This is a genomic window from Aeromonas sp. 55A (genome assembly GCF_051919665.1).
GTDB lineage: Bacteria > Pseudomonadota > Gammaproteobacteria > Enterobacterales > Aeromonadaceae > Aeromonas > Aeromonas veronii.
The window spans coordinates 65275-88199 of sequence record NZ_JBQBEH010000008.1; the positions used below are offsets into that span (position 1 = coordinate 65275).

A 22925-nucleotide genomic window follows, 5' to 3' on the forward strand; every position below is an offset into this window, starting at 1 on the left:
AAACGGGCCCGCTGTTCGTTGCACACGACAGCGGGCCCGTTTCACCATTCATGCCGATGAGGGGGCTCAGAAGTAGATGCGGGTCACCGACTCGATGACGCAACCTGGGCGGCGGATCCCTTCGATCTCGACCTTGATCTCTTTGAGCAGCTCCAGCCCACCCTTGATGGGGGTGACCCGGGCCAGCTTGGTGCGGGCGCGGATGTTGCTGTCCACCTTGATGGGATACGGGAAGCGCACCTGATCCAGCCCGAAGTTCACCACCATGCGGGCGGTCGGGAACTCGGGGGTGGCCTCATCGACCGAGCCAGTCAACTGTGGCAGCAGCGCCAGGGTCAGGAAGCCGTGGGCGATGGTTGTCTTGAAAGGCGACTCGGCGGCCGCACGCTCCGGATCGGTGTGGATCCACTGGTGATCCCCGGTCACTGCAGCAAACTGATCGATCATCTGCTGGCTGACGTGCAGCCACTCGCCGACATGGGTCTCTTCACCAATGCGGGCCTGCAGGGCGGCATAGAGCTCGGCCGCCTCGGCCCCCAGCTCAACAGCGGGTTCCTGAGCCACGGCAGGCTGACCGTTGGCTACTTGTGCCACGGTTGCTGCATCCTGTTGCTGCTCGCTCTGGGGCTCGGCTTGCAAGTCCAGTACACGCCCCAGCAAAGGGTGAAGATGTGCCTTTTGCTGAAACTCACGCCAGTAGTCGCGGATCGCCGGAGAGAGCCAATCCTTGAGCTCAAAGGGGTGCTGCGCCAGAATTTCGCGCTTGCGCTTCAGAAAATCGACAACTTTCATCTACCGATCCCTATTTGATTCAATGCCTGTAAAGAGGTCTAACCAGTCCTATTTTATTAAAGTTTCAGCTGTAAGTGCAAAAAAATCTCGGCGTACACCTGTACCAAGGCGGAAGTAACTACTTACACCATGTAAACCAGCACGATCTGCCAATGAGGAAATCGATTGCCAAAGATGCCGCCAGCAGGGGAAACTCGCGGGACTCATCATGAAAAAAGGCCCTCATCGGGCCTTGTGGTGGGGAGTCAGCGCGCGCTCGACCAGCCGCTACGCAATCCCTCTTCATCCAGGAAGGACCAGGCGAGGATCCGGCTCACCTTGTTGCCCTGCGCCATGTCGATCACCCGTACCTGACGCGCACCCACTCGGCTCAACGCCTTTTTCGCCCCCGGCAGGTTCTCTTTTTTCGACACCAGCGAGCTGAACCAGAGGCACTGAGTGGCAAACTCCTTGCTCTGGGCAATCATGTTGGCCAGAAACGCCGCCTCGCCCCCTTGGCACCAGAGCTCGGCCTTCTGGCCGCCAAAATTAAGCACAGGGGCGCCTGTCACCTCCTTGCCCAGATTGCGCAGCTTGCGCTCCGTCCCCTTGCTCGCCTCTTCCAGCGATGCATGGAACGGCGGATTGCACAGCGTCAGGGCGAAGCGCTCCTTCGGCCCTATGATGCCGCGAAACACATGGTTGGGGTTACCCTACAAACGACACTCAATCTGGTTGCCGAGTCCGTTGCTCTTGGCCAGCAGGGTGGCCGCCTTGACCGAGACCGGATCGATATCCGATCCCACAAAACGCCAGCCATATTCGCGGGCACCCAGCAGCGGATAGATGCAGTTTGCCCCCACCCCGATATCCAGCACCCTCACCCCCTTGCCGGTAGGGAGCTGGCCTGCGCTCTCGGCCAACAGGTCGGCCGCCCAGTGCAGGTAGTCCACCCGTCCCGGGATAGGCGGGCAGAGGTAACCGGCAGGCAAGTCCCAGTGGGCAATCCCGTAGTGATGGGCCAGCAGGGCGCGATTGAGGGTCTTCACTGCATCGGGATTGGCAAAATCGATGGTGCGGGTGCCGTAGTCATTGATAAAGACGTGGGCAGCCAACTCGGGAGTTCGCAGGCAGAGCGCCTCAAAGTCGTAACCCGCCTGATGGCGATTACGGGAGTGAAGTCCGGATTTGCGGTCGCCCGACTTGGGGCCACCGGCTGATGGGATGCGGGATTTCATGCTGAGCCTGCCGAAGAAAACGGGCCCACACTATAGTGATTTGACTCGGGAAAGTCTAAACGAGGGCAATAAAAAACCGGGCTATCGAGCCCGGTTCAAGTGAGGTTGGAAAAACAGTCCGTACTGCGAGCCGTTTGTCCAGCCTGACTCAGATATCGATCCGGCGAGCTTGCCAGAACTTGTTGCGCCAATATTGGCTATCCAACTTGGAGCGCGTAACACCGGCTCGGGTCGAGGCATGGATAAATTCACCATTGCCGACATAGATACCAACGTGGTTGAGACGACGATTGATTTTGAAGAAGACCAGGTCACCCTCGACCAGATCCTGCTTGGAAACGCGCGTCCCTTCATGGACTTGGGAGCGGGTATCGCGGGGTAATTCGATACCGACGGCATTGCGGAACACTTCACGGGCAAAGGCGGAACAGTCGATACCGCGCTGGCTGCTGCCACCCATCCGATACGGAACACCACGCCACTCTTTATATACAGTCAGGATTTCATTCACATCGGGTGTCTGGGAAGCTTCCGGTTCGATGACAGGTTCAACCATGGAAACTTCGATCTTGCTCGCGACCTCGGGTTGGGGTGCCGAGGCACAACCCACCATTCCGAGCGCGACCAGCAGTAGCATCAGGTGGCGCAATCCTTTATCCCCGCTAAATAGTAAATCTTGTTAAAATACGGCCCCAAAGGGCAATTTATAAGGCAACAGCACCCGACTATATCCAAGAATTCTATCGAGGCAAGTGAAAATCCCTATCAAGCTCACATTTTTGCAAGGAAATGCACGATTTTTCATAATTAATGTGATCATGCCCAAACAATATACAATCGCAAAAAGAGCCTTGGGCCTCATAGATAACTGGCTTTTATCCCTGCTTCAGCACCTTTTTAAAGTGAAAAATCATGATCGAAACCGATCTTTTTTTGTTAAAACCGGCCAGGGTATGCCAGGAACTGCTTGCTCAATTGCCTGAATGGCTGTCAACCGATGAGCAACATATCTGGCAAGCCATGACCCATCCCGAACGGCGTCAGGAATATCTGGTGAGCCGCTCCCTGCTGCGCCAGCTATTGGCTGAGCGGCTGCAACAACCCGCCGCCAGTCTGCAATTTTGCAACGCCCCCCACGGCAAGCCCCGACTGCATGATGATGCTTGGCAGTTCAATCTGAGCCACAGTGGCAGCTGGCTGGTGTTGGCGCTCTGCCCGCATGGGCCGCTTGGGGTGGATATCGAACTGGGCAAACGGCGGCATCATCCCCTCCCCCTGGCCCGCCGGTTTTATGCACAGAGTGAATATGAGTGGCTCTGCGCACTGCCTGCCCAAGAGCAGGAGAGTGCCTTCTACCGGCTCTGGTCGCGCAAGGAGGCGGTACTGAAAGCCCACGGTGGCGGCATAGCGGCGGGGCTGGAGAAGGTACGATTTATCCCGGAGGAAGGATGGCGACTCGACAACCGACTCGATGACACCCCTTATCAGGTACAGGATTGGCCCTTTGCCAGCGGCTGGCTCAGTCTCGCGGCGACGGCAGCCCCCGTGACCTTTTACCGGCTGGATGAGCGCTTGAATTGCCACTCGCTTAACCCCATGTTACTCAACACCCTTTCTGAAGAGTCCAACTCATGATCGTCGACATTACTCCCCAGAATTTTCACGCTGAACTTATCGATGCGTCCATGAAGAAGCCGGTCGTCATCTATTTCCATGCTCCGCAGATGCCGGAGTGCCAGGGGATGACACCGCTGATCGAATCACTGGTTGGGCCCGCCAATGAGCAGGTCACCCTGGCCAAGGTGGATATGAACGATCCCCAGTTGCAGCCGCTGGCCAGTCAGCTCGGCCTGCGCGCCCTGCCCGCATTGGTGCTGTTCCATCAGGGTCGCCCTGACGAACAGGGGATCATCGAAGGACCGCAGGATGAAGCCACCCTGCGTCACTATTTCGCCGCCTTCGCCCCCAAAGAAGAGGAAGAGTTGCTGGCCAAGGGGCAACAAGCACTGGCTGACGAGCAGCCCAGCATCGCTTATGCCCATCTGACCAAGGCACACCAGCTGGCTCCTGAACGTCACGACATCAGCCTGTGGCTCATTCAAGCTGCGCTCGACCTCAACCTGCTGGATGAAGCGCAGGAGCGCCTCGGCACCATCCCGATGGCGGCGCAAGATAGCCACTTCCATACCTTGAGCTCACGGCTGGCGCTGGCCCTGCAAGCGGCAGACAGCCCGGAGCTGCGCGCGCTGGAAGCCCGCCATGCAGAACAGCCTGATGATTTTGCCCTGACTCAGGAGCTGGCGGTTCAATACAACCAGGCAGGCCGTCAGGAAGAGGCGTTGGGACTGCTGCTGGAGATCCTCAAGCGGGATTTGGCATTCGGCGATGCCAGAAAGACCTATCTCGATATTCTGGCGACCATGGGCAGCACACCGGCGGCGCAGAGCTACCGTCGCAAACTCTATAGTCTGCTCTACTGATCGGAATCGAACTGGCTGGTAATGATGGGGGAGTGCCGGGAGACCGGCATGACCTCATGGGTCAAGTACGAAGAAGGTATTGTGGAAATAAGTTGCTGTGGGAATAGTGGAGATACAGTGAATTTCAGGCAAAAAAAAATGGCGCAAAACTGCGCCATTTTTCTCGCATGGATTACTTCTTGTAGGAAGTAGCCATGTTGTCGATGCGCTGGTTAGCACGCATAGCTTCTTGCTTGGCTTCGGCAACATCAGCAGCGATTTTGGACTGATCAGCACGAACTGCGCTAACATCTTGAGCCAGTTGGTCAACTTTGTTAGACAGATTCTGAACGGAAGTTTCCAGTTCGCTGGTGTTTGCACAACCGCCCAGCAGAGCGGACAGACCAACAACACCTACCAACAACAATTTTTTCATTTTTAAAGCTCCCTTGAACTCGCCAGACGTTTAGCAAGCGGCGTGATTATGGCACAAAAAAATCCTACTTTGCATAGTCCCCACCACAGATAAATGCATTAAAACCCTCATTTTTTTTTGAATGAACAGTTTTTGTCCAGATTCGTCTAAAAAATGAGTGCCGTGTGGTGGGGGCACGGACAAAGGTTAACCAAATTTTTGCCTTATTACAATTTCGTATGAGGCTCAGGCTGTACGTTCTGACAACAATTGACGATATTGCACCAGATCCTCGATGGTCAGCACCGGCATCTGGTGCTTGCGACCGAACGCAACCAGATCTGGCAGACGCGCCATCGAGCCATCTTCTTTGGTCAATTCACACAACACACCAAACGGTTTGAGACCAGCCAGCAGCATCAGATCGACCGTCGCTTCGGTATGACCACGGCGGGTAAGCACCCCACCGGTTCGCGCACGCAACGGGAAAACATGACCCGGGCGGTGCAGATCACCCGGTTTGGCGCCGTCTGCGATGGCTGCACGGATAGTGGTGATGCGATCAGCCGCCGAGACACCGGTCGTGACCCCCTGCGCCGCTTCGATGGTCACGGTAAAGGCGGTCTGGTAGTGGCTGGAGTTGGCCTCCACCATCATCGGTAGTTCGAGCTGGCGAACCCGCTCGTCGGGCAGGCAGAGGCAGACGATGCCGGAGCACTCGCGGATCATCAGCGCCATCTGTTCATTGGTCATGGATTCGGCGGCGAAAATGAGGTCGCCCTCGTTCTCCCGATCTTCATCGTCGGCCACCAGCACGCCGCCTCCGGCACGCAAAGCAGACAGCGCCGCTTCGACACGGGCAACGGGATCACCGAATTCACTGAGTAGAGACTGATTCATGGTAAAACTCCTAAACAAGACAAGGACCAGAATCAGGGCATGGAAAGGCAGACAGAGACGGGCATGCAGCGGCCAGCCCACAAGGGCCAACACGGCAAGGTCTGTCTTATCCTCTTTCATCCGGACTATGACCGTCGGCTCCGGCATCTCACCGGATCTGCTGACCCCGACCTGGCAATCAGCCGGGTCGGGCGCTCGCGGGCTCCCCGAGTCAATCGGGATACCGCCGGTGGGGAATTGCACCCCGCCCTGAGAATAAGCGCAGACAGCCTAAAGAAAAACGGTTGCAGATACCAGCCAAAATCCCCCGCAGGCTGAAAAGCGTTTCAACATTGCGCCCGGGATCCCGCTCTGCGGCCTGCTCGCCAGCGTGCGAGGCTATGACTGGCGAATTTCTTTATGGCGCGGATCGGTTTATGGCATAGTTCCCGAAACCAAAAAACAGGGCCCGAAAAGAGAGCCTGAACAACGCTGCCGGCGCAGACAGCAGCGCCAACACCACAAACGGAAAATGACAGAGATGGAAAAGAAAATACTGCTCACGGATTGCCCGGATGCCAAAGGGCTCATCGCCAAGATCACCAACATCTGCTACAAGCACCAGCTCAACATCATCAAGAACGATGAGTTTGTGGATCACGAGAATGGCCGCTTCTTTATGCGTACCGAGCTGGAGGGGCGCTTCAACGACGAGACCCTGCTGGCCGACCTCGATGATGCCCTGCCCACCGGTGCCCAGCGCCGTCTGGTCAAGGCGGGCAAGAAGCGCATCGTCATCCTGGTGACCAAGGAGACCCACTGCCTCGGCGATATTCTGATGAAGAACTACGCGGGCGCGCTGGATATGGATATCGTCGCGGTGATCGGCAACTACGACACCCTGGCCGAGCTCACCGGCAAGTTCGATATCCCGTTCCACACCGTCAGTCACGAGGGTCTGAGCCGGACAGAGCATGAGGAGCAGGTTCGCGCCATCATCGACAGCTATGAGCCTGACTATGTGATCCTGGCCAAGTACATGCGGGTGCTGACTCCGAGCTTCGTCGAGGCATACCCGCGCAAGATCCTCAACATCCACCACTCCTTCCTGCCCGCCTTCATCGGTGCCCGCCCCTACCGGCAGGCGTTCGACCGTGGCGTCAAGCTGATCGGCGCCACCGCCCACTTCGTGACCGACGATCTGGATGAAGGCCCCATCGTCGAACAGGACGTGATCCACGTCGGTCACGCCTTCAGTGCGGACGACATGGCCAAGGCGGGTCGGGATGTGGAGAAATCGGTGCTGAGCCGCGCGCTGGAGCTGGTACTGAACGAGCGGGTGTTCGTCTACGGCAACAAGACGGTTGTCTTCAAGTAATCCGCCCACACGGCCCGTATGCAAACGCCAGAAACAACAACGGCTCCCGCGGGAGCCGTTGTTGTTTCTGCGCCGAGTGTCAGAGCGGCAGATCGTTTACCGTCACCGCGCCCTTCTCCAGCTTCAACTCGGAGGTCAGCGCTTGCTTGTCGGCCTTCAGATAACCCATCTGGGTCAGCTGATCGAGCATGGGGGCCAGTTGCGGCACCGCCTTGCCCAACTTGTCGCTGAGGCTGGCATGCAGCACGCCGGAGAGGGCCTGCATCCCCGCGTCGCTGTTGAACAGCTGCTCCAGCGAGGTAGAGGCCAGCTTCACGTCCCCCTTCATGGTCACCGCCTCACCGTTGAGCTTGGCGCTGAGATCGGCCAGTTCAAGGGTCGCGCCACGTTTGAGCATCTTGTCCAGCGCCTGCTGGATGGCGGCATCTTCAACTCCCTTGCCACCGGCGGCCTGCAGCCCCTGATACCCTTCCAGATCCAGACCGTTGAGGTTGAGCGCCAACTTGCTGTCGGTCACCGCCAGGGTGTCGGTCTCGTTCTCCAGATCCAGCTTGGCAATTTTCATCTGATAGCTGCTGGAGAGGGTCTGGGCATCATCACCGGTCAGCTGAGTCTCGGTAGTCATCCCCTGCAGGGCAACCTTGACGCTGTCAGGCAGTTGTACCGTGAGGGCCGAGAGGGTCATCTCGCTCTGGGGCGAGAGGAGCACACCGCTGATCTCGGCAATGTCGGCACTCCCTTTCAGATCGGCAAGCACCAAGTCCATCTTGCTCTGCTCTTCGTGAACTGTCATCCCCTGCCAGGTCATGGTGAGGTGACCATTCCCCTCCAGATTGCCGTGGAACTCACCGCTCAGGGGCAGGAAGCTGAACTCGTCCAGCCCCTGTTTGATCTTGAATTCATTGGCCCAGAAGCGGCTGCTGTTCCCCTGGGTCCAGAGGCTGGTTGCCGACTCCAGACCAAGTTGCCACTGCTCCATACCCAGTGCGGTGAAAACCGGCGCCAAGGTGCCATTATGGGTATCGAGCAGGAAGTGGCTCTTGATGTAGAGCGGCAGTATCCTGCTCTTGACCACCAGTTGTAACTCGATGGGCTGACTGCCCTCCAGCTCGCTATCGATGGAGGCCAGCTCCTCGGGCGTCACCACGACCTTCAGGACCCCGTCACGGGTGAAGAGGCTGCTGCTACTCGGCTGCCACTGCATATCGATACCGGTCTCTTGCTCTACCTTGGCGATCTGCTCCGCCATGATGCTGTCGAAGCTGTTGCCCGTGTACCAGCACGCAGCCAGACCACCACCTACCAGTGCCGCACCCACGGCGAGGGCCACTATCTTTTTCATATATCCATGTGTCTCCAGGGAGTTGTCACTGCACTCTACGGGGCGGACTCGGGACTAGGCAAGTCCAATCAGAGGGCGAGCCAACATTCTTGTGGCTCGCCATCACCTCACAGCAAGGGGCTGAAGAGATAGAAGATGTTCTCCATCGCCTTCTTGTACCAGGGGCGGGCCTGCCATTGGGCCAGGGTCATCGGGGTGGCTTCCGCCATATAGCCCTGTACCAGCCGGGTCATCTGGGCCACGAACGAGGGGTTATCCACCAGCAGGGTCACCTCGAAGTTGAGCCAGAGGCTGCGCCGATCCAGATTGACCGTCCCCACCAGCGCGAAGTCATCATCCACCAGCACGCTCTTGGTATGGAGCAGACCGGCATCGTAGCGGTAGATCTCCACCCCGGCCGCCAGCAGCTCCTCCATAAAGGCGTTGCAGGCGTAATTGGCCATGATGGAGTCGTTGCGTGCCGGCAACACCAGCTGCACCTGCACCCCGCGCGCCGCCGCCGAACTGAGTGCGGCCGCCAGCGGATCGTCGGGCACAAAGTAAGGGGTCGTCAGCACCAGATGGCTGCGCGCCTGATAGATGGCCAGCAGCAGGCTCTGCTGGATGCAGTCGCCGCCGACGAAGGGGCCGGACGGGATCAGCTGGGCGCGGTAGTTGGTCTGGGGCCAGGCCTCCGGCTCATGCTGCAGACTGTCGAGCAGCCGCTCGCCGGTCTCCATCTCCCAGTCCCAGACAAAGATCGACCACATCAGCGGCACCATGGGCCCCTGCACCCGGATCATGATGTCGACCCACTGGCCGACCCCGGCATCCTGCTTGAAAAAACGGGGATCCACCATGTTCATGGAGCCGGTATAGCCGACCTTGTCATCGATCACCACCAACTTGCGGTGCATTCGCAAATCCTGCCGCTGGAACGGAATGCGCCAGGCGCCGACCGGCAGCACCTCCACCAGCTTGACCCCCGCCTTGCGCAGCTTTTTCGGCCACCCGGAGCGGAAGAAGTGCTTGCTGCCCACCGAATCGAGCAACAAACGACAATCCACGCCGCGCAGCGCGACTTCCATCAGTGCTTCACACACCTCGTCGGCATCACCGCCGGGGTGCCAGATATAGAACTCCAGATAGCATGAGAGCGTCGAGCGGCGAATATCCTGAGCAATCTCATGCAGGATCTGGTCGGGTTGGCTGAGCAGAGTCATCCGGTTACCGGAGAGCATGGGCATGGCCAACCGCCCCTGGATCAGATCGTGCAATGGTTGGGCCTTTTCCCCCACCTCGCAGCAATGCTGGGGGAAAAGGCGGGCCAACTGACGAATCCAGATAGCGTAAGGGCGATACATGGCCTGTGCCCGCTCGGCGCGGCGGCGCCCCAACTTGATTTCACCAAACAGCAAGTAAAAGCCGACGCCGGCAAACGGAATGGCGTAGATCAGCGCCAGCCAGGCCAGCGACACCCCGATGGGGCGGCGTTTCATCACTACCCGAAACGACACACCCGCGACGATAACGGTATGAAAAAGCAGTAGCAGCCACCCCAGAAAGCGGGAGAACAGCAGGTGGAGATCATGTTCCAGACCGTTTAGCAACGGTAACTCCTTTTCATCAACAAACAGTGGTCGGCAGATCCTGCCAGTCAGGAATGGTATGCTGTAAGGCAAATCCATTCTATCAGGTTGCCCCCATGATTCTGCAATCCATGCTGCTCAGCCTGGCCATGCTAGGTCAAGGCTCATATGACATCAATGAGCAGCAGATCAATCAGTACCTGCAATCCCAGGTGCAAGTCGACAAACAGCTGGAGCTGCCCGGCATCATAAAGGCCCATGTGAAGCTGGAGCAGAGCGATGTCCAGATTGGCCGTCAACAGCCAGACACCGCCCGAGTCTATGGCAAGGGCAAGCTCAAGATCGCCCTGCCCGACAATACCGAATATGACGCCCGCCTGCAGATGACCTATGAGGCAAGACCCCGCTATGACAAGAGCCAGAGCGCGCTGTTTCTCGACAACATGAAACTGGTGGAGTACAAACTGGAACCGGAGGCGGCAGAGAGAAAGTTCGGGCTGATGCTCAACATGCTGCTGCAGAGCATGGAGAAGCGTCTTGAGAGCAAACCGGTTTACCGACTGGATGACAAGGATCCGCAACAAGCCTGGCTGAAAGAAAACCTGCTGGGGCTGGAGCTGTCACCGGGCAAGATCCACCTGCTGACCAAACCTCGCTAAACCGCTCAATTCAGGAGGGGCTGGGTGGTATCCCGTACCAACAGCTCCACCTGATACCCCTGCTGCTGCTGCCGCTCGTAGAGGGAGAAAAGCGACCCGCTCAATTGATTGAGGGGCATATCGGCAAACCCGGCTTTGAGATAGAAAGGCTTCTCGAAGGGCAGCGCCTGACAGACCACAGGTTTGTCCAACAGACCGTGACAGGCGTGCTGCAACAGCCGAGATCCCAATCCCAGCGACTGGTAGTGGGGCAACAGGCGAAAGCCGCACAGATGGTAAAACTCCTCCTCGTCCCGCAGCCGTACCGCCCCCACCAGCCAGTGAGCATCACGTACGACAAAGATCCGCTCGGCCAGATCCGGCACATAGTGGGAAAACGTCGTCTCGTAATAGTCCTGATAAGGGAGAGGTCGGCGTCGCAGTACTCTTCGAAAGTGAGTTCCATCGCCAGCTTGCTTGTCACAGACAAATCCTTTGATAATCAGTTATTAGTGCCAGATACGGTGCGCTAATCCGACCACATGACGCCAGCACGATAGCATGCCTTTCGTCAACAAAAAAGCGGACGTCGTGGGCAGCTTGCTTACCCGGTGGAAGAGGCCATGACCCACCGCCCGACTGCCAAAACTGTGCTTTATGATGACAATCCTTTATTGCGGCGGATACTTTGATCCCGGTCACCGAATCGGATCATTTGCCCCCTGTTGGCAGCTTGTTCTGCCCTCGTCATGATGCTTTACTCAACATGGTCATCACAAGAAGGAGTATTAGGGTTGAAAGCATGGATGCTGGCAGGGCAGATGGTGTTGATCCCCTTGAGTGGATGGAGCCAGACGCCCCCTCCCGCGGAGGTGGTCTTCCTGACCGCAGCCCCCTCTCCCTTGCGCCCGGTCAATCATGCTGCGCCCGCCCCACAACCCGAAACCGCTCAAACGGCGGCAACCGCCGCTGGCGGCAAGAAGCAGATCCAGGTCTATAAATCGGTGCAGCAAAACGGGGTGGTACGCTACTCCGACATGGCGCCCGAACAGGGCCATTACGAGCTGCTGCTGTTCAACGACTGCTTCGCCTGCGACCCCAAATCCAGCGTCAACTGGCAGACCACAGGGCTGTTTCTCTATGACTATGCCAGCACCATCAAGGCGGCCGCCAAAACCTATCAGGTTGAGCCGGCGCTGATCCGGGCGCTGATCCATGCGGAATCCGCTTTCAATCCGCTGGCGGTCTCCCGCAAGGGGGCGATGGGGCTGACCCAGCTGATGCCCGCCACAGCGCGGGAGTTGGGGGTCGGCAATGCCTTGCTGGCGGAGCAGAATATCTTCGGCGGAGTGAAATACCTGGCGGGACTGCTCAAGCAGTATGATGGCAACGTGGCGCTGGCGACAGCGGCCTACAACGCCGGCGCGGGCGCCGTACAAAAACATGGCGGTATCCCGCCCTATGCGGAAACCCGTGCCTATGTGGAGCGCGTCCAGCTCCTCCACCTGCGCTACAAAGAGATGCTACAGGCTAAAGGGCTCTGAGGTTAGCCTCGGCTAATGCTCTTTTCCCGCCCCTCCAGAAACAAAAAACACGCCCGCAGGCGTGTCGATACCACACTTTGTTTCGCAAATGATTACTTCTGCTCAGTCGCCACCAGGCGATAAGCCAGCGCACCCAGAATGGCACCGACAATCGGGGCAACCCAGAACAGCCACAGCTGGCTGATAGCCCAGTCACCGACAAACAGCGCAACACCGGTACTGCGGGCCGGGTTGACCGAGGTATTGGTCACCGGAATGCTGACGAGGTGGATCAGGGTCAGGCACAGACCGATGGCGATCGGCGCGAAACCGGCAGGCGCACGGCTATCGGTGGCGCCCATGATGACGAACAGGAAGAAACCGGTCATCACCATTTCGCACACCAGTGCGGCAGTCAGACTGTAACCACCCGGAGAGTGCTCACCGTAGCCGTTGGAAGCAAAACCGGCAGAGAGATCAAACCCGGCCTGACCGCTGGCAATCACGTAAAGCACGGCAGCAGCGGCAATGCCACCCAGCACTTGCGCCACGATATAAGGCAGTACACCGGATGCCGGAAAACGACCACCCGCCCACAGACCAACGGTCACGGCCGGATTGAGGTGGCAACCGGAGATATGGCCTATGGCAAACGCCATGGTCAGCACGGTCAGACCGAAAGCCAGCGAGACCCCCAGCAGACCAATCCCGACGTGAGGGAAGGCTGCAGCCAGCACGGCACTGCCGCACCCGCCCAATACCAGCCAGAAAGTGCCCATAAACTCAGCAGCAACAGGTTTCACATTATTTCTCCCATTTGAGATAACACCGAACAAGACCCGAGAAGGGCCCATGCTTGAACAAGCGCAGCATTATGGGAGTGTGAGTCCAGATTGCGAACCCGGCAGGCAGGGCTCACTGAATGTGATATTCGTCACAATTTGTTGATTAGATAAGAGATTTATCATTAAGACAGCTGGCTGCACGTCTCATGCCCAAGGGCGTCATGCGACAACTTGTGACACCATTTAGCTCGAGTGCTCATCCCTTGAGCGATAAAAACGGAGGCATGGTCAGTCTCCTGCCGGGGCAAAACGGCTGACAACCTGCCCCTGATACTCAATCCACTCCATAAACATGGCGACGGGGCGGGCATAGACCTGACCATCCTGCTCGGATTGATAAATTACCAGCTGCTCCTGGGTTTCGGTATGCAGAGCCAAGGCAAGCACTTGATAGTAACCCCCCTTGAAGTGACGATAGCGGCCTGGAACGGGTGCTTGCATGGGAAAACCTCGCAGAAGTGAACACCGATGAGGAACCACATAAAGATGACACCATGAGTGCCATTCAACTCATCGAAAAGGGGGACGAAGACGATTTTTTACACAAGCCAATCGTGCCACAGGATCCGGATATTGCAACACAGTCAGGCAGCTTTGTTAATTCGTTCCCCATGTTTCACTAGTTAACCTTGGTTAGCACCAAAGATCGTGCTGAATTTAACGTTCTAGCAACCCTGTTTTAGGGCTAAAAATCAGGGAATTCTTCTAAAAAGAGGATTGTTCTAGCATTCAATTCTGTGAAGAATAGGGGAAAAGAAATTTGATACTAAAAATCGCCTTTTTCGCCAACGCGTCCCTGTGGGGAAGGAATCACTGTCACCATGTTCACAATCGACAAGTCGCACAAGCTCGACGATGTCTGCTATGACATCCGCGGCCCGGTGCATAAAGAGGCTCGCCGTCTCGAAGACGAAGGCCACCGCATTCTCAAGCTCAACATCGGCAACCCGGCCCCGTTCGGCTTTGATGCGCCGGAAGAGATCATCAAGGATGTGATCCTCAACATGCCGCTGAGCCAGGGCTACTGCGACTCCAAGGGGCTGTTCTCTGCCCGTAAAGCGGTGATGCAGTACTACCAGCAAAAAGGGATGCGCAAGGTCGATATCGACGACATCTACATTGGCAATGGCGCCAGCGAGCTGATCGTGATGGCGATGCAGGCGCTGCTCAACAATGGCGACGAGATGCTGGTGCCCTCCCCCGACTACCCGCTCTGGACCGCTGCCGTTACCCTCTCCGGTGGCCATGCGGTGCACTATCGCTGCGACGAAGGGGCTGACTGGTACCCGGATCTCGACGACATCCGCGCCCGCATCACCCCGCGCACCCGCGGCCTGGTACTGATCAACCCCAACAACCCGACCGGTGCCGTCTACGGCAGCGAGTTCCTGCTGGAGGTGATCGAGATTGCCCGCCAGCACAATCTCATCATCTTCGCCGACGAGATCTACGACAAGATCCTCTACGATGATATCTCCCACACCAGCGTCTGCACCCTGTGTGACGATGTGATGGTGGTGACCTTCAACGGCCTCTCCAAGGCCTACCGTGCCTGCGGCTTCCGTCAGGGCTGGATGGTCATCACCGGTCCAAAAGGCCGTGCCCGCGGTTACATTGAAGGGCTGGAGATGCTGGCCTCCATGCGACTGTGCGCCAACGTGCCGATGCAGCACGCCATCCAGACAGCGCTTGGCGGCTACCAGAGCATCAACGAGCTGATCCTGCCGGGCGGCCGCCTGCGCAAGCAGCGGGACAAGGCGTGGGAGCTCTTGAACGAGATCCCCGGGGTATCCTGCGTCAAACCCAAGGGGGCGCTCTACATGTTCCCGCGCCTCGACCCCAAGGTGTATGACATACGCGACGATCAGAAGATGGTGTTCGACCTGCTGCAACAGGAGAAGCTGCTGCTGGTACAGGGCACCGGCTTCAACTGGCCGGCGCCGGATCACTTCCGGCTGGTGTTCCTGCCCCGCGAAGAGGAGCTGGAGGATGCCATCGGCCGCCTCGCCCGCTTCCTCAAGGGCTACAAGCAGTAAGCAAGGCTCATGAAAAAGGCTCCCGCGGGAGCCTTTTTGTTATCTGTGGTTTTATCCGTGCCATCAGCCGTGCAGCAGGGCACCGGCTACCAGCACCGCCATGGTGATGAGGGCTACGCCGATGATAAAGGGCAGCACCCAACGCACGAAGCGATCGTAGGGGATCTTGGCGAGCGCCAGACCGGCCACCAGATGAGCGGCGGTGGGGGCAAACAGGTTGATCCAGCCGGAGGCGGACTGATAGGCGGTGATCACCAGATCCCGGGAGATGCCAGAGAAATCCGCCAGCGGCCCCATCAGCGGCATGGAGACGGTCGCCAGTCCCGAGGTGGAGGGGATAAAGAAGCTCAGGATGATGTGCACCAGATAGGCCATCAGGATGAAGACCGACGAGGAGAGTCCGCTCACCAGCCCCTCGGCCCAGTGCAAGATGGTGTCGATGATGACGCCCTGCTCCATCACCACATAGATGCCGCGCGCCACCGCCACCACCAAGGCCACCCCGATAAGATCCCGAGCGCCGCTCAGGAAGGTCGCAACGTAGTTGGACTCCGGCATCCGGTTGATCAGCGCGATCAGGATGGAGGCGCTGAAGAACAGGGTGGAGAGCTCATCAAACCACCAGCCAAAGGTGGGCAGCACATCGATCCCCAAGTCCGACCAGGGCACCACCGCATAGATCATCAGCAGGAAGGTGCCGAAGAAGACCAGCATGGTGAGCTTCTGTTTGCCGGTGAAGGCGAGGTTGCCGCTCTTCATCTGGGAGAACTCGTCGTCATAGACGATATCGGCCAGCACGGAGCGGGACTTGTCCTGCTGCACCTGCTTGGCGTAGCGCATCACGAACCAAGAGGCAAAGATCACCAGCAGCAGCCACTGGATGACCCGCAAACCGATCCCCTCACCGATGGGAATGCCGGCAAAACCGGAGGCGATACCGGTGGCAAACGGGTTGACGGTGGAGGCGAGCACCCCGACCCCGGAGCCAAGCAGGATAATGCCCGCAGCCACCATGCGATCGAAGCCAGCCGCCATCATGACCGGCACGATCAGCGCCCAGAAGGCTACCGTCTCCTCCGCCATGCCGAAGGTGGAGCCGCCGAGGGCAAACAGGGCGATCAACACAGGAATTAGCAGCCGCTCACGCCCGGCAAAGCCGCGCACAATGGCCCCCACCCCGGCATCAAGCGCACCGCTTTGCATGGTCACAGCGAGAAAACCACCGATGATGAGCACGAACAGCGCCACATCGGCCGCCTTGTGAAAACCCTGGATGGGCGCCTTGAGCACCTCGAATACCCCTTGCGGGTGGGCGGGTAACTCGGTGTAGCTGCCGGGCACCGGCAACAGCCGCTCGTCGCCGCTGTAATCGGCCACGGCCGCTGCCGCCACCGGCTGCTGGGTCTTGGCGGTGACATAGTCATATTTGCCCGCTGGCAGCACCCAGGTCAGGGCGGCCATCAGGGCGATGATGATGAAAAGCAGGGTATAAACAGTGGGGAGTTGGCACTTCTTGGGCGCCTCGTTTGGAGTGGTCATAGCTTCCGTACCTCGGCAATGCCGTCTGTGATCCGATCAGCGCAAGACTAGCGGGTTTGATAGGGGAAAAAGGTGATCGCTGATAATAAAATTCCGCAAATTAGCGGAATGTTTGCCAAAAAAACAGGGCCCCGCGGGGCCCTGTTTTCACTTGAGTCAGACTCAGAGCTCGACCACGTCGAATTTCACATCCGGATTTACATCCGCATCGTAATCGACCTCGTCCAGACCGAAACCGAACAGGCGCAGGAACTCCTGCTTGTAGCCGGTGTAATCGGTCAATTCGGAGAGGTTTTCGCTGGTGATGGATGGCCACAGGTCGCGGCAGGTCTGCTGCACATCTTCACGCAGTTCCCAGTCATCCATGCGGATGCGAGCCTGATCGTCCAGCGCCATGTCGGACGCGTAGAGACGGGTGCGCATCATGCGATCTACCTGCTCCATGCAACCCTCGTGAATGCCCTTCTCCTTCATGATCTTGAAAGCCATGGAGATATAGAGCGGCATCACCGGAATGGCGGAAGAGGCCTGGGTCACCACGGATTTCAGCACGGCCACGTGAGCGGTGCCGCCCTTGGCAGCCAGGTCGCCACGGATGGCGGCAGCGGCGCGGTCCAGATCTTCCTTGGCGCGGCCCAGAGTACCGTGCCAGTAGATTGGCCAGGTCAGATCGGTACCGATGTAGGAGTAGGCCACGGACTTGGCGCCGTCAGCCAGCACGCCAGCATCACGCAGGGCGGCCATCCACAGCTCCCAATCCTGACCACCCATCACGGTGATGGTGTTCTGGATCTCTTCCTCGTTCGCCGGCTCGACGGTGGCGGTGATGATCTGGTCCTTGTTGGTATCGATGGCGGTGGTGGTGTAGACCTCACCGATCGGTTTGAGGGCAGAGCGCACCACTTCGCCGGTTTCCGGCATCTTGCGCACCGGAGAGGCCAGGGAGTAAACAACCAGATCGATTTGACCCAGATCCTGCTTGATGAGCTCGATCACCTTGGCGCGGCACTCGTTGGAGAAGGCATCGCCGTTGACGCTCTTGGCGTAGAGACCCGCCTCTTTGGCTGCCTTGTCGAAGGCGGCAGAGTTGTACCAGCCAGCGGTACCGGTCTTGGACTCGGTGCCCGCTTTTTCAAAGAAGACGCCGAGGGTGGCGGCGCCGCTACCGAAGGCAGCCGCAATCCGGGAGGCCAGGCCATAACCGGTGGAAGCGCCGATCACCAGCACCTTCTTGGGACCATTCTCGATGGTGCCCTTGGCCTTGGTATAAGCGATCTGGCGACGAACATTGGCTTCACAACCGACCGGATGAGTGGTGGTGCAGATAAAGCCGCGAACCTTGGGTTTGATGATCATATGGGGTCTCGGATCCGTTTAATGGATGAAATCGGGGCATAAGATACCTCATCTTGCCGCGATAAGGTGCTCTGATGTGTTGAACTGCGGCAAAAATGGGCATCCGAAGGTGGCAATCATGGTCCATGCCATGGTGCCACCTCACGGCAACTAGCAGGCAATGCGGGTGATGTGGCCATCCTGCAGCTTATAGAAGGCATCTTGCGGCAACTCCTGTGACCAGGTCGCCTCATAGTCGAGATCGGCATAGACGCCACGCAACATGGCACCGAGCAGACCGTGGGAGATAACAATGGCCCGCTCGGCGATGGCAGGATCCTGCAACCACTGGTGTGCCCGGCGCTGAATGTTCTCGAAGCTCTCGGCCCCCGGTGCCTGCAGATACCAGTCCCCCTTGCCGGTATCGAGCTCGGGGTGGGCAAGACGCAGCGCCGGGATCTGGCAGCTCTCCCACTCCCCCATGCCGAGCTCCATCAATCGATCGTCCCAGACGATGCGCTCTGCCGCCAACCCCAACTGCTCGCACACCAGCAGTGCAGTCTGACGGGCACGACCGAGCGGGCTGGCATAGACGGTCCAGCGGGCTGGATCTACCAGTTCGCCAGCAAGCCGCCGCCCCATGGCGATGGCTTGCGCCTCACCCTTGTCAGTCAGCTCGGAGTTGCAACGCCCCTGTAGACGTTGTTCGGCATTGAAGCGGGTCTGGCCGTGGCGCAGCAGATAGATGAGTCGGGACATGGTTTCTCCAGCACGTTCAGAGAGATAGAAAAATGAAGGGGACGATGATAGCAGATGAGCCCGGGGGATGGCCCAAACAGAGAGGCTAAAACAGGCGTAAAAAACGGGTCAGTGCCGACCCGTTTGTTGCCAATTTGGCCAGATTAAACCGGCTCAGCCCTTCTTGATCTCCCGCAGATAGCGGTAGATGGAGTGGACCGAGATGCCGAGCTGACGCGCGGCAATCTGGGCGCTGTCTTTCAGTTCGAAGATCCCCATGTCGTGCAGCTGGTTGACGATGACCCGGGTCTTCTGGGACGGAGGCACCGCCTCGTTGCCGCGCACCTCGGCACTGACGGTATCTATGGTGCTGTTGAGCGCTTCATCGATGTTGCGGGCGAACACCTCCGGGGTGGCATGGCTCTCGTGGGGATGCATGCACTCCGGCATCATGGTGCGCAGCACGGATTGCAGCGGGGCATCCATGTCGCTGTTGATACAGAGCAACCCGATGGCCCTGTGCTCCCCGTTGCGGATCACGGTCGTGATGGAGCGCAGGGTCTTGCCGGTGGCGCACTTGGTCATGTAGGGGCTGGAGATATCCTGCCCGCTCTTGAGCTTCATCATCGCCAGGTTGGTGATGGGGGCGCCGACACTGCGGCCGGTGATATGACCGTTGGCAATCTTGACGATCGAGGGATTGCGCGCATCCAGACTGTGGAGCAGCACTTCGGTGTGCTGACCATACATGGCGGCGATGCCATCCACTATGTTCTCCATCGACTTGAGGATCTCAAAATCGCTCGGACTCAACTCTTGCAGCTTCACAATGGGACCTTCTTGCAAGGGTTGCTGCCGGACAATGGGCGCCGGGCAGCAACCGACAGGGACATCAGGCGGACATGATATCAATAATGGTGCTGTCTGTGGCAGACATGCCCTCCTTCACCATCTGGCCGACGTTGCGGATGGTCTGATCCACGTCGCCGGCGACGATCCCCTGCCCCGACACCGAGTGGCTGTTGAGGGCCATCAGGAAACCGCGCACCGCCGCGCCGGAGGAGGTACTCACCTTCATGGCGCAGGAGGCCTTAGCCCCGTCGCACACCATGCCGGCACTGTCGCTCAGCACATTCTGGATGGCGAAGCAGGATTGCTCTAAGCTGCCGCCGGCCAGATAGACCATGGCCATGGAGGCGGCCGCGCTGGTCACGGTATTGCCACAGAAGGCCGACAGCGGCGGATAGTGGGACTTGATATAGATGGCGCCCAGATGGCTCATGATGAGGGCGCGAGCCAGCTGCTCTTCGCTGGCCGCAAAGCGCTCGGCAATCACCATCACCGGAATGGTGGCGGCAATGCCCTGGTTGCCGCTGCCGAAGTTGCTCATGGCTGGCAGGGTCGCGCCCCCCATGCGGGCATCGGAGGCAGCCGCCGTCATCATCACGATGCGGTTCATCACATCCTCGCCAATGAGACCGGCATCGATGTTCTGCTGCATGGTGCGCCCGATCTCGAGACCATAGGGGTTGTTCATCCCCTCGGCGGAGAGCTTGCCGTTAAGCTCGGAGGCTTTGAGGATGAACCTGATCTGCTCGAACTCCACCCGGGTGGCGAACTCGTAGATGGCGGCGATGCTGATATCGACGCCATCGCAGATGGAACCGGTTGCACCACCCTGGCTCTGATCGGCGGTGAAGGTCACCTCGCCATCGCGGCGCTGCTCGACGATGCGGGTATGGCCGCCGCAGAGGGTCACTTCGGCACTGTGCTCTTCACCCTTGTCATCAGTGCCATAAACGGTCACGCGGCAGAAGATAAACTCGGGGGCGGCGGTGCGGCTCACCTGCACCTTGCCGGCATCGATCATCTGCTGGGCACGATCCACCTGTTCTGGCTGGATCGCGGCCAGCACCTCCAGCCCGGCATCGGCGTTGCCGCCGATGGCACCGGCCGCGGCCGCAATGGCCAGACCGATCTTGCCGGTGCCCGGCACATAAACACCCATCGAGTTTTTATAGAGATTGTCCGACACCGCAACCTCGAGGCGACCGGGCTCACAGCCCAGTTGCCGGGTGGCGACAGCCGCGGCATAGGCAGCGGCGATTGGCTCGGTACAACCCAGCGCTGGTTTGACAACCTGTTGAATAATCTGCAGATACTGCTGCCACGCTTGTTTCATCACTTGAACCTTTTTATCAGCATTAACGAGCGATATGGGCGATCGCTTCCACTTCAACCTTGACGCCCATCGGCAGATCCTTCACTGCGAAGCAGCTGCGCGCCGGACAATCTTTCTGGAAATAGGCTTTATAGACCTCGTTGAACGCGGCAAAATCGCTGATCTCGGCGAGGTAGCAGGTGGTTTTGAGCACGGTATCCAGCGAGCCGCCAGCGGCTTCCAGCACGGATTTCAGGTTTTCCAGTGACTGGCGGGTCTGGGCGGCAATGCCCCCTTCCACCACACCACCCTGCTGCTTGCAGACCGGCAACTGACCGGAGGTAAAGATAAGGTCGCCATAGGCAGTGCCGTGGCTGTAGGGACCGATAGCGTCAGGTGCCGCTGCTGCTGTGATGATGCGTTTCATATAGCCACTCCTGTTTGTGCAATTTTTTTTGCAATCATGAATCTCGTTCCGTTCAACATTATTTGCTTTTTATTTTATCCATTCAACAAAAAGATACAAAAATGGCGTTTAAAGGCACCTTTCGGCCTCAATATAAACCGTGATCACCATCCTGATTTGAACAAAAGTACTCTTATGGGCATTGTTTATGACAGTTTCATTCAACTATATTTGCGCCGCTTTCCCACATCCCTACAAAAAAGAAGGTTTTAATGGACGCGCATAGCACTACACTCGCCAGCCCCGTGATGGGCACGCTGGAATGGAAAGAAGCGATTCGCTTCGACAGCACCGACTGGGGCTGGATCATCATGAGCATCGGCATGGCCATCGGCGCAGGGATCGTCTTCCTGCCGGTACAGGTGGGTCTGATGGGCTTGTGGGTCTTTCTGCTCTCGGCGGTGATCGGCTACCCCGCCATGTACATGTTCCAGCGCCTCTTTATCAACACCCTGGCCACTTCGCCGGAGTGCAAGGATTACCCCAGCGTCATCACCGGCTACCTTGGCAAGAACTGGGGTGTGCTGCTCGGCGCGCTCTACTTCGTGATGCTGGTGATCTGGGTCTTCGTCTACTCCACCGCCATCACCAATGACAGCGCCTCCTTCCTGCAGAGCTTCGGCGTCACCGACGGCCTGCTCTCCGAAAACCCGCTCTACGGTCTGGTGCTGATATGCGGTCTGGTGGCTCTGGCCTCGCGCGGCGAGAACCTGCTGTTCAAGATCTCCACCTTTATGGTGCTGACCAAGATCAGCGTGGTCGCAGTGCTCGGCCTTATGATGGTGGACAAGTGGGATGCGGCCAACATCACCGCCATTCCCGCCGCCGGTGACTGGATGAAGGATGCCATCATCATGCTGCCCTTTACCCTCACCTCCATCCTCTTTATCCAGAGCCTGAGCCCCATGGTGATCTCCTACCGCTCGCGGGAAAAGTCGCTGGAAGTGGCCCGCTTCAAGGCGATGCGCGCCATGAATATCGCCTTCGGCATCCTGTTCGTGGTGGTGTTCTTCTACGCGGTCTCCTTCACTCTGGCCATGGGCCACGATCAGGCGGTCAAAGCCTCTGAAGAGAACATCTCCGCGCTGGCGATGGTAGCCCAGGGGATGCCCGGCCAGACCCTCAAGCTCCTGAGCCTCACCCTCAACATCTTCGCGGTGATGACCGCCTACTTCGGCGTTTACCTCGGTTTCCGTGAAGCCTGTCAGGGTCTGGCGATGAACCTGCTGCGCCGCGTCATGCCGGAAAACCGCATCAACAAAGGATTGGTGGGCAAAGGGATCATGGTGTTTACCGTCATGCTCTCCTGGGGGGCCATCGTGCTCAACGCACCGGTACTGAGCTTCACCTCCATCTGCAGCCCCATCTTCGGCATGGTGGGCTGTCTCATCCCGGCCTATCTGGTCTATCAGGTACCGGCGCTGCACAAGTACAAGGGCACCTCCCTCTACATCATTATCGTCACCGGCCTGCTGCTCTGTGTCTCGCCCTTCCTGGCGTTCAACTGATCGGTTTCCCCTATCGACCACGGGTTACCTTCGGGTAGCCCGTTTTTTATTGGCGCAACCCGCCTCTCTGCCGCTGCGGCTGCCAA

At 58.4% G+C, this 22925-nt stretch carries 21 protein-coding genes, 2 pseudogenes and 1 riboswitch; of the genes and pseudogenes, 7 read left to right on the forward strand and 16 right to left on the reverse strand.

Annotation, left to right across the window (positions count from 1 at the left end; genetic code table 11):
* Positions 1–66 precede the first annotated feature (66 nt).
* The 3 genes and pseudogenes from ACTG2G_RS04055 to ACTG2G_RS04065 form a co-directional block, all read right to left on the reverse strand.
* Entirely contained in the window at positions 67–792 is a 726-nt protein-coding gene (locus tag ACTG2G_RS04055; RefSeq protein ID WP_058059927.1) for a MaoC family dehydratase, read from the reverse strand.
* A gap of 245 nt (positions 793–1037) precedes the next feature.
* Positions 1038–2009 (reverse strand): annotated as a pseudogene (rlmF, locus tag ACTG2G_RS04060) (23S rRNA (adenine(1618)-N(6))-methyltransferase RlmF).
* Positions 2010–2157: 148 nt separating this feature from the next.
* The gene (locus ACTG2G_RS04065; RefSeq protein WP_005334331.1) at positions 2158–2646 is read right to left on the reverse strand and encodes a C40 family peptidase; all 489 of its coding nucleotides are present in this window, start codon (positions 2644–2646) and stop codon (positions 2158–2160) included.
* Positions 2647–2921: 275 nt separating this feature from the next.
* Here ACTG2G_RS04065 and ACTG2G_RS04070 point away from each other — a divergent pair, with 275 nt between their 5' ends.
* Together ACTG2G_RS04070 and ACTG2G_RS04075 are read left to right on the forward strand one after the other, a co-directional pair.
* On the forward strand, positions 2922–3644 hold the full coding sequence (locus ACTG2G_RS04070) for a 4'-phosphopantetheinyl transferase family protein (protein ID WP_371153773.1): 723 nt from the start codon (positions 2922–2924) through the stop codon (positions 3642–3644).
* A complete protein-coding gene (locus tag ACTG2G_RS04075) occupies positions 3641–4489 on the forward strand; it encodes a tetratricopeptide repeat protein (protein ID WP_335830296.1) in 849 nt (282 codons plus the stop codon). The genes ACTG2G_RS04070 and ACTG2G_RS04075 overlap by 4 nt, the downstream gene beginning before the upstream one ends.
* A 172-nt stretch (positions 4490–4661) precedes the next feature.
* Here ACTG2G_RS04075 and ACTG2G_RS04080 read toward each other — a convergent pair whose 3' ends face one another.
* A complete protein-coding gene (locus tag ACTG2G_RS04080; protein ID WP_005334342.1) occupies positions 4662–4904 on the reverse strand; it encodes an Lpp/OprI family alanine-zipper lipoprotein in 243 nt (80 codons plus the stop codon).
* A gap of 225 nt (positions 4905–5129) precedes the next feature.
* Positions 5130–5783, reverse strand: coding sequence for a 3,4-dihydroxy-2-butanone-4-phosphate synthase (gene ribB / locus ACTG2G_RS04085; RefSeq protein WP_005353300.1), 654 nt, complete (start codon positions 5781–5783; stop codon positions 5130–5132).
* A gap of 104 nt (positions 5784–5887) precedes the next feature.
* A riboswitch (FMN riboswitch) is annotated at positions 5888–6044 on the reverse strand.
* 259 nt (positions 6045–6303) lie between these two features.
* On the opposite strand from ribB, the gene purU reads away from it, so the two are divergent.
* Positions 6304–7140, forward strand: coding sequence for a formyltetrahydrofolate deformylase (gene purU / locus ACTG2G_RS04090; protein ID WP_005344188.1), 837 nt, complete (start codon positions 6304–6306; stop codon positions 7138–7140).
* Positions 7141–7219: 79 nt separating this feature from the next.
* Here the strand turns inward: purU and ACTG2G_RS04095 are convergent, their stop codons facing one another.
* Positions 7220–8482 carry a DUF945 family protein gene (locus ACTG2G_RS04095; protein ID WP_421386242.1) on the reverse strand — a complete coding sequence of 421 codons (1263 nt, stop codon included), beginning with the start codon at positions 8480–8482 and terminating at the stop codon, positions 7220–7222.
* A gap of 107 nt (positions 8483–8589) precedes the next feature.
* A complete protein-coding gene (cls, locus tag ACTG2G_RS04100; RefSeq protein ID WP_266134494.1) occupies positions 8590–10071 on the reverse strand; it encodes a cardiolipin synthase in 1482 nt (493 codons plus the stop codon).
* A 95-nt stretch (positions 10072–10166) separates the two neighbouring features.
* Between cls and ACTG2G_RS04105 the strand changes: the two genes are divergently transcribed.
* Positions 10167–10709, forward strand: a complete 543-nt coding sequence (locus ACTG2G_RS04105) for a DUF1439 domain-containing protein (RefSeq protein WP_227340965.1) — start codon at positions 10167–10169, stop codon at positions 10707–10709.
* Positions 10710–10714: 5 nt separating this feature from the next.
* Here the strand turns inward: ACTG2G_RS04105 and ACTG2G_RS04110 are convergent.
* Positions 10715–11154 (reverse strand): annotated as a pseudogene (locus tag ACTG2G_RS04110) (GNAT family N-acetyltransferase).
* Between the two features lie 328 nt (positions 11155–11482).
* Between ACTG2G_RS04110 and ACTG2G_RS04115 the strand changes: the two are divergent.
* Positions 11483–12232 (forward strand): lytic transglycosylase domain-containing protein, encoded by a 750-nt coding sequence (locus tag ACTG2G_RS04115; protein WP_421386241.1) that lies wholly within the window; start codon positions 11483–11485, stop codon positions 12230–12232.
* A 92-nt stretch (positions 12233–12324) separates the two neighbouring features.
* Here ACTG2G_RS04115 and aqpZ read toward each other — a convergent pair whose 3' ends face one another.
* The gene (aqpZ, locus tag ACTG2G_RS04120; RefSeq protein ID WP_005334357.1) at positions 12325–13014 is read right to left on the reverse strand and encodes an aquaporin Z; all 690 of its coding nucleotides are present in this window, start codon (positions 13012–13014) and stop codon (positions 12325–12327) included.
* A 270-nt stretch (positions 13015–13284) separates the two neighbouring features.
* Positions 13285–13497, reverse strand: coding sequence for a DUF1653 domain-containing protein (locus ACTG2G_RS04125; protein WP_270905124.1), 213 nt, complete (start codon positions 13495–13497; stop codon positions 13285–13287).
* A gap of 380 nt (positions 13498–13877) precedes the next feature.
* Between ACTG2G_RS04125 and ACTG2G_RS04130 the strand changes: the two genes are divergently transcribed.
* On the forward strand, positions 13878–15092 hold the full coding sequence (locus ACTG2G_RS04130; RefSeq protein ID WP_005334367.1) for a pyridoxal phosphate-dependent aminotransferase: 1215 nt from the start codon (positions 13878–13880) through the stop codon (positions 15090–15092).
* Positions 15093–15155: 63 nt separating this feature from the next.
* Here the strand turns inward: ACTG2G_RS04130 and ACTG2G_RS04135 are convergent, their stop codons facing one another.
* The 6 genes from ACTG2G_RS04135 to ACTG2G_RS04160 all read right to left on the reverse strand — a co-directional run bounded on the left by ACTG2G_RS04135 (position 15156) and on the right by ACTG2G_RS04160 (position 21292).
* Positions 15156–16631: a YfcC family protein gene (locus ACTG2G_RS04135; RefSeq protein WP_421386240.1), complete on the reverse strand. Its 1476-nt coding sequence runs from the start codon at positions 16629–16631 to the stop codon at positions 15156–15158.
* A gap of 162 nt (positions 16632–16793) precedes the next feature.
* Positions 16794–17987, reverse strand: a complete 1194-nt coding sequence (gene fabV / locus ACTG2G_RS04140) for an enoyl-ACP reductase FabV (RefSeq protein WP_005361765.1) — start codon at positions 17985–17987, stop codon at positions 16794–16796.
* A gap of 150 nt (positions 17988–18137) precedes the next feature.
* A complete protein-coding gene (locus ACTG2G_RS04145; protein WP_421386239.1) occupies positions 18138–18725 on the reverse strand; it encodes a histidine phosphatase family protein in 588 nt (195 codons plus the stop codon).
* 153 nt (positions 18726–18878) lie between these two features.
* Positions 18879–19532: a helix-turn-helix transcriptional regulator gene (locus ACTG2G_RS04150; protein WP_005334376.1), complete on the reverse strand. Its 654-nt coding sequence runs from the start codon at positions 19530–19532 to the stop codon at positions 18879–18881.
* A 64-nt stretch (positions 19533–19596) separates the two neighbouring features.
* Complete coding sequence (locus tag ACTG2G_RS04155; RefSeq protein ID WP_429204019.1) at positions 19597–20886, reverse strand: serine dehydratase subunit alpha family protein; 1290 nt, start codon at positions 20884–20886, stop codon at positions 19597–19599.
* Positions 20887–20908: 22 nt separating this feature from the next.
* Entirely contained in the window at positions 20909–21292 is a 384-nt protein-coding gene (locus ACTG2G_RS04160; protein WP_005344164.1) for a Rid family detoxifying hydrolase, read from the reverse strand.
* Positions 21293–21543: 251 nt separating this feature from the next.
* Between ACTG2G_RS04160 and ACTG2G_RS04165 the strand changes: the two genes are divergently transcribed.
* A complete protein-coding gene (locus ACTG2G_RS04165; RefSeq protein WP_421386237.1) occupies positions 21544–22839 on the forward strand; it encodes a hypothetical protein in 1296 nt (431 codons plus the stop codon).
* The last annotated feature ends 86 nt before the right edge of the window (positions 22840–22925 follow it).

Excerpts from the sequence above, each read along its gene's own strand:
- ACTG2G_RS04155 (WP_429204019.1), bottom strand. The coding sequence starts at position 20,886 with ATGAAACAAGCGTGGCAGCAGTATCTGCAGATTATTCAACAGGTTGTC.
- ACTG2G_RS04055 (WP_058059927.1), bottom strand. The coding sequence starts at position 792 with ATGAAAGTTGTCGATTTTCTGAAGCGCAAGCGCGAAATTCTGGCGCAG.
- ACTG2G_RS04105 (WP_227340965.1), top strand. The coding sequence starts at position 10,167 with ATGATTCTGCAATCCATGCTGCTCAGCCTGGCCATGCTAGGTCAAGGC.
- ACTG2G_RS04125 (WP_270905124.1), bottom strand. The coding sequence starts at position 13,497 with ATGCAAGCACCCGTTCCAGGCCGCTATCGTCACTTCAAGGGGGGTTAC.
- ACTG2G_RS04070 (WP_371153773.1), top strand. The coding sequence starts at position 2,922 with ATGATCGAAACCGATCTTTTTTTGTTAAAACCGGCCAGGGTATGCCAG.
- ACTG2G_RS04095 (WP_421386242.1), bottom strand. The coding sequence starts at position 8,482 with ATGAAAAAGATAGTGGCCCTCGCCGTGGGTGCGGCACTGGTAGGTGGT.
- ACTG2G_RS04145 (WP_421386239.1), bottom strand. The coding sequence starts at position 18,725 with ATGTCCCGACTCATCTATCTGCTGCGCCACGGCCAGACCCGCTTCAAT.
- ACTG2G_RS04075 (WP_335830296.1), top strand. The coding sequence starts at position 3,641 with ATGATCGTCGACATTACTCCCCAGAATTTTCACGCTGAACTTATCGAT.
- ACTG2G_RS04135 (WP_421386240.1), bottom strand. The coding sequence starts at position 16,631 with ATGACCACTCCAAACGAGGCGCCCAAGAAGTGCCAACTCCCCACTGTT.
- ACTG2G_RS04165 (WP_421386237.1), top strand. The coding sequence starts at position 21,544 with ATGGACGCGCATAGCACTACACTCGCCAGCCCCGTGATGGGCACGCTG.
- ACTG2G_RS04160 (WP_005344164.1), bottom strand. The coding sequence starts at position 21,292 with ATGAAACGCATCATCACAGCAGCAGCGGCACCTGACGCTATCGGTCCC.
- ribB (WP_005353300.1), bottom strand. The coding sequence starts at position 5,783 with ATGAATCAGTCTCTACTCAGTGAATTCGGTGATCCCGTTGCCCGTGTC.
- purU (WP_005344188.1), top strand. The coding sequence starts at position 6,304 with ATGGAAAAGAAAATACTGCTCACGGATTGCCCGGATGCCAAAGGGCTC.
- ACTG2G_RS04130 (WP_005334367.1), top strand. The coding sequence starts at position 13,878 with ATGTTCACAATCGACAAGTCGCACAAGCTCGACGATGTCTGCTATGAC.
- fabV (WP_005361765.1), bottom strand. The coding sequence starts at position 17,987 with ATGATCATCAAACCCAAGGTTCGCGGCTTTATCTGCACCACCACTCAT.
- ACTG2G_RS04080 (WP_005334342.1), bottom strand. The coding sequence starts at position 4,904 with ATGAAAAAATTGTTGTTGGTAGGTGTTGTTGGTCTGTCCGCTCTGCTG.
- ACTG2G_RS04065 (WP_005334331.1), bottom strand. The coding sequence starts at position 2,646 with ATGCTACTGCTGGTCGCGCTCGGAATGGTGGGTTGTGCCTCGGCACCC.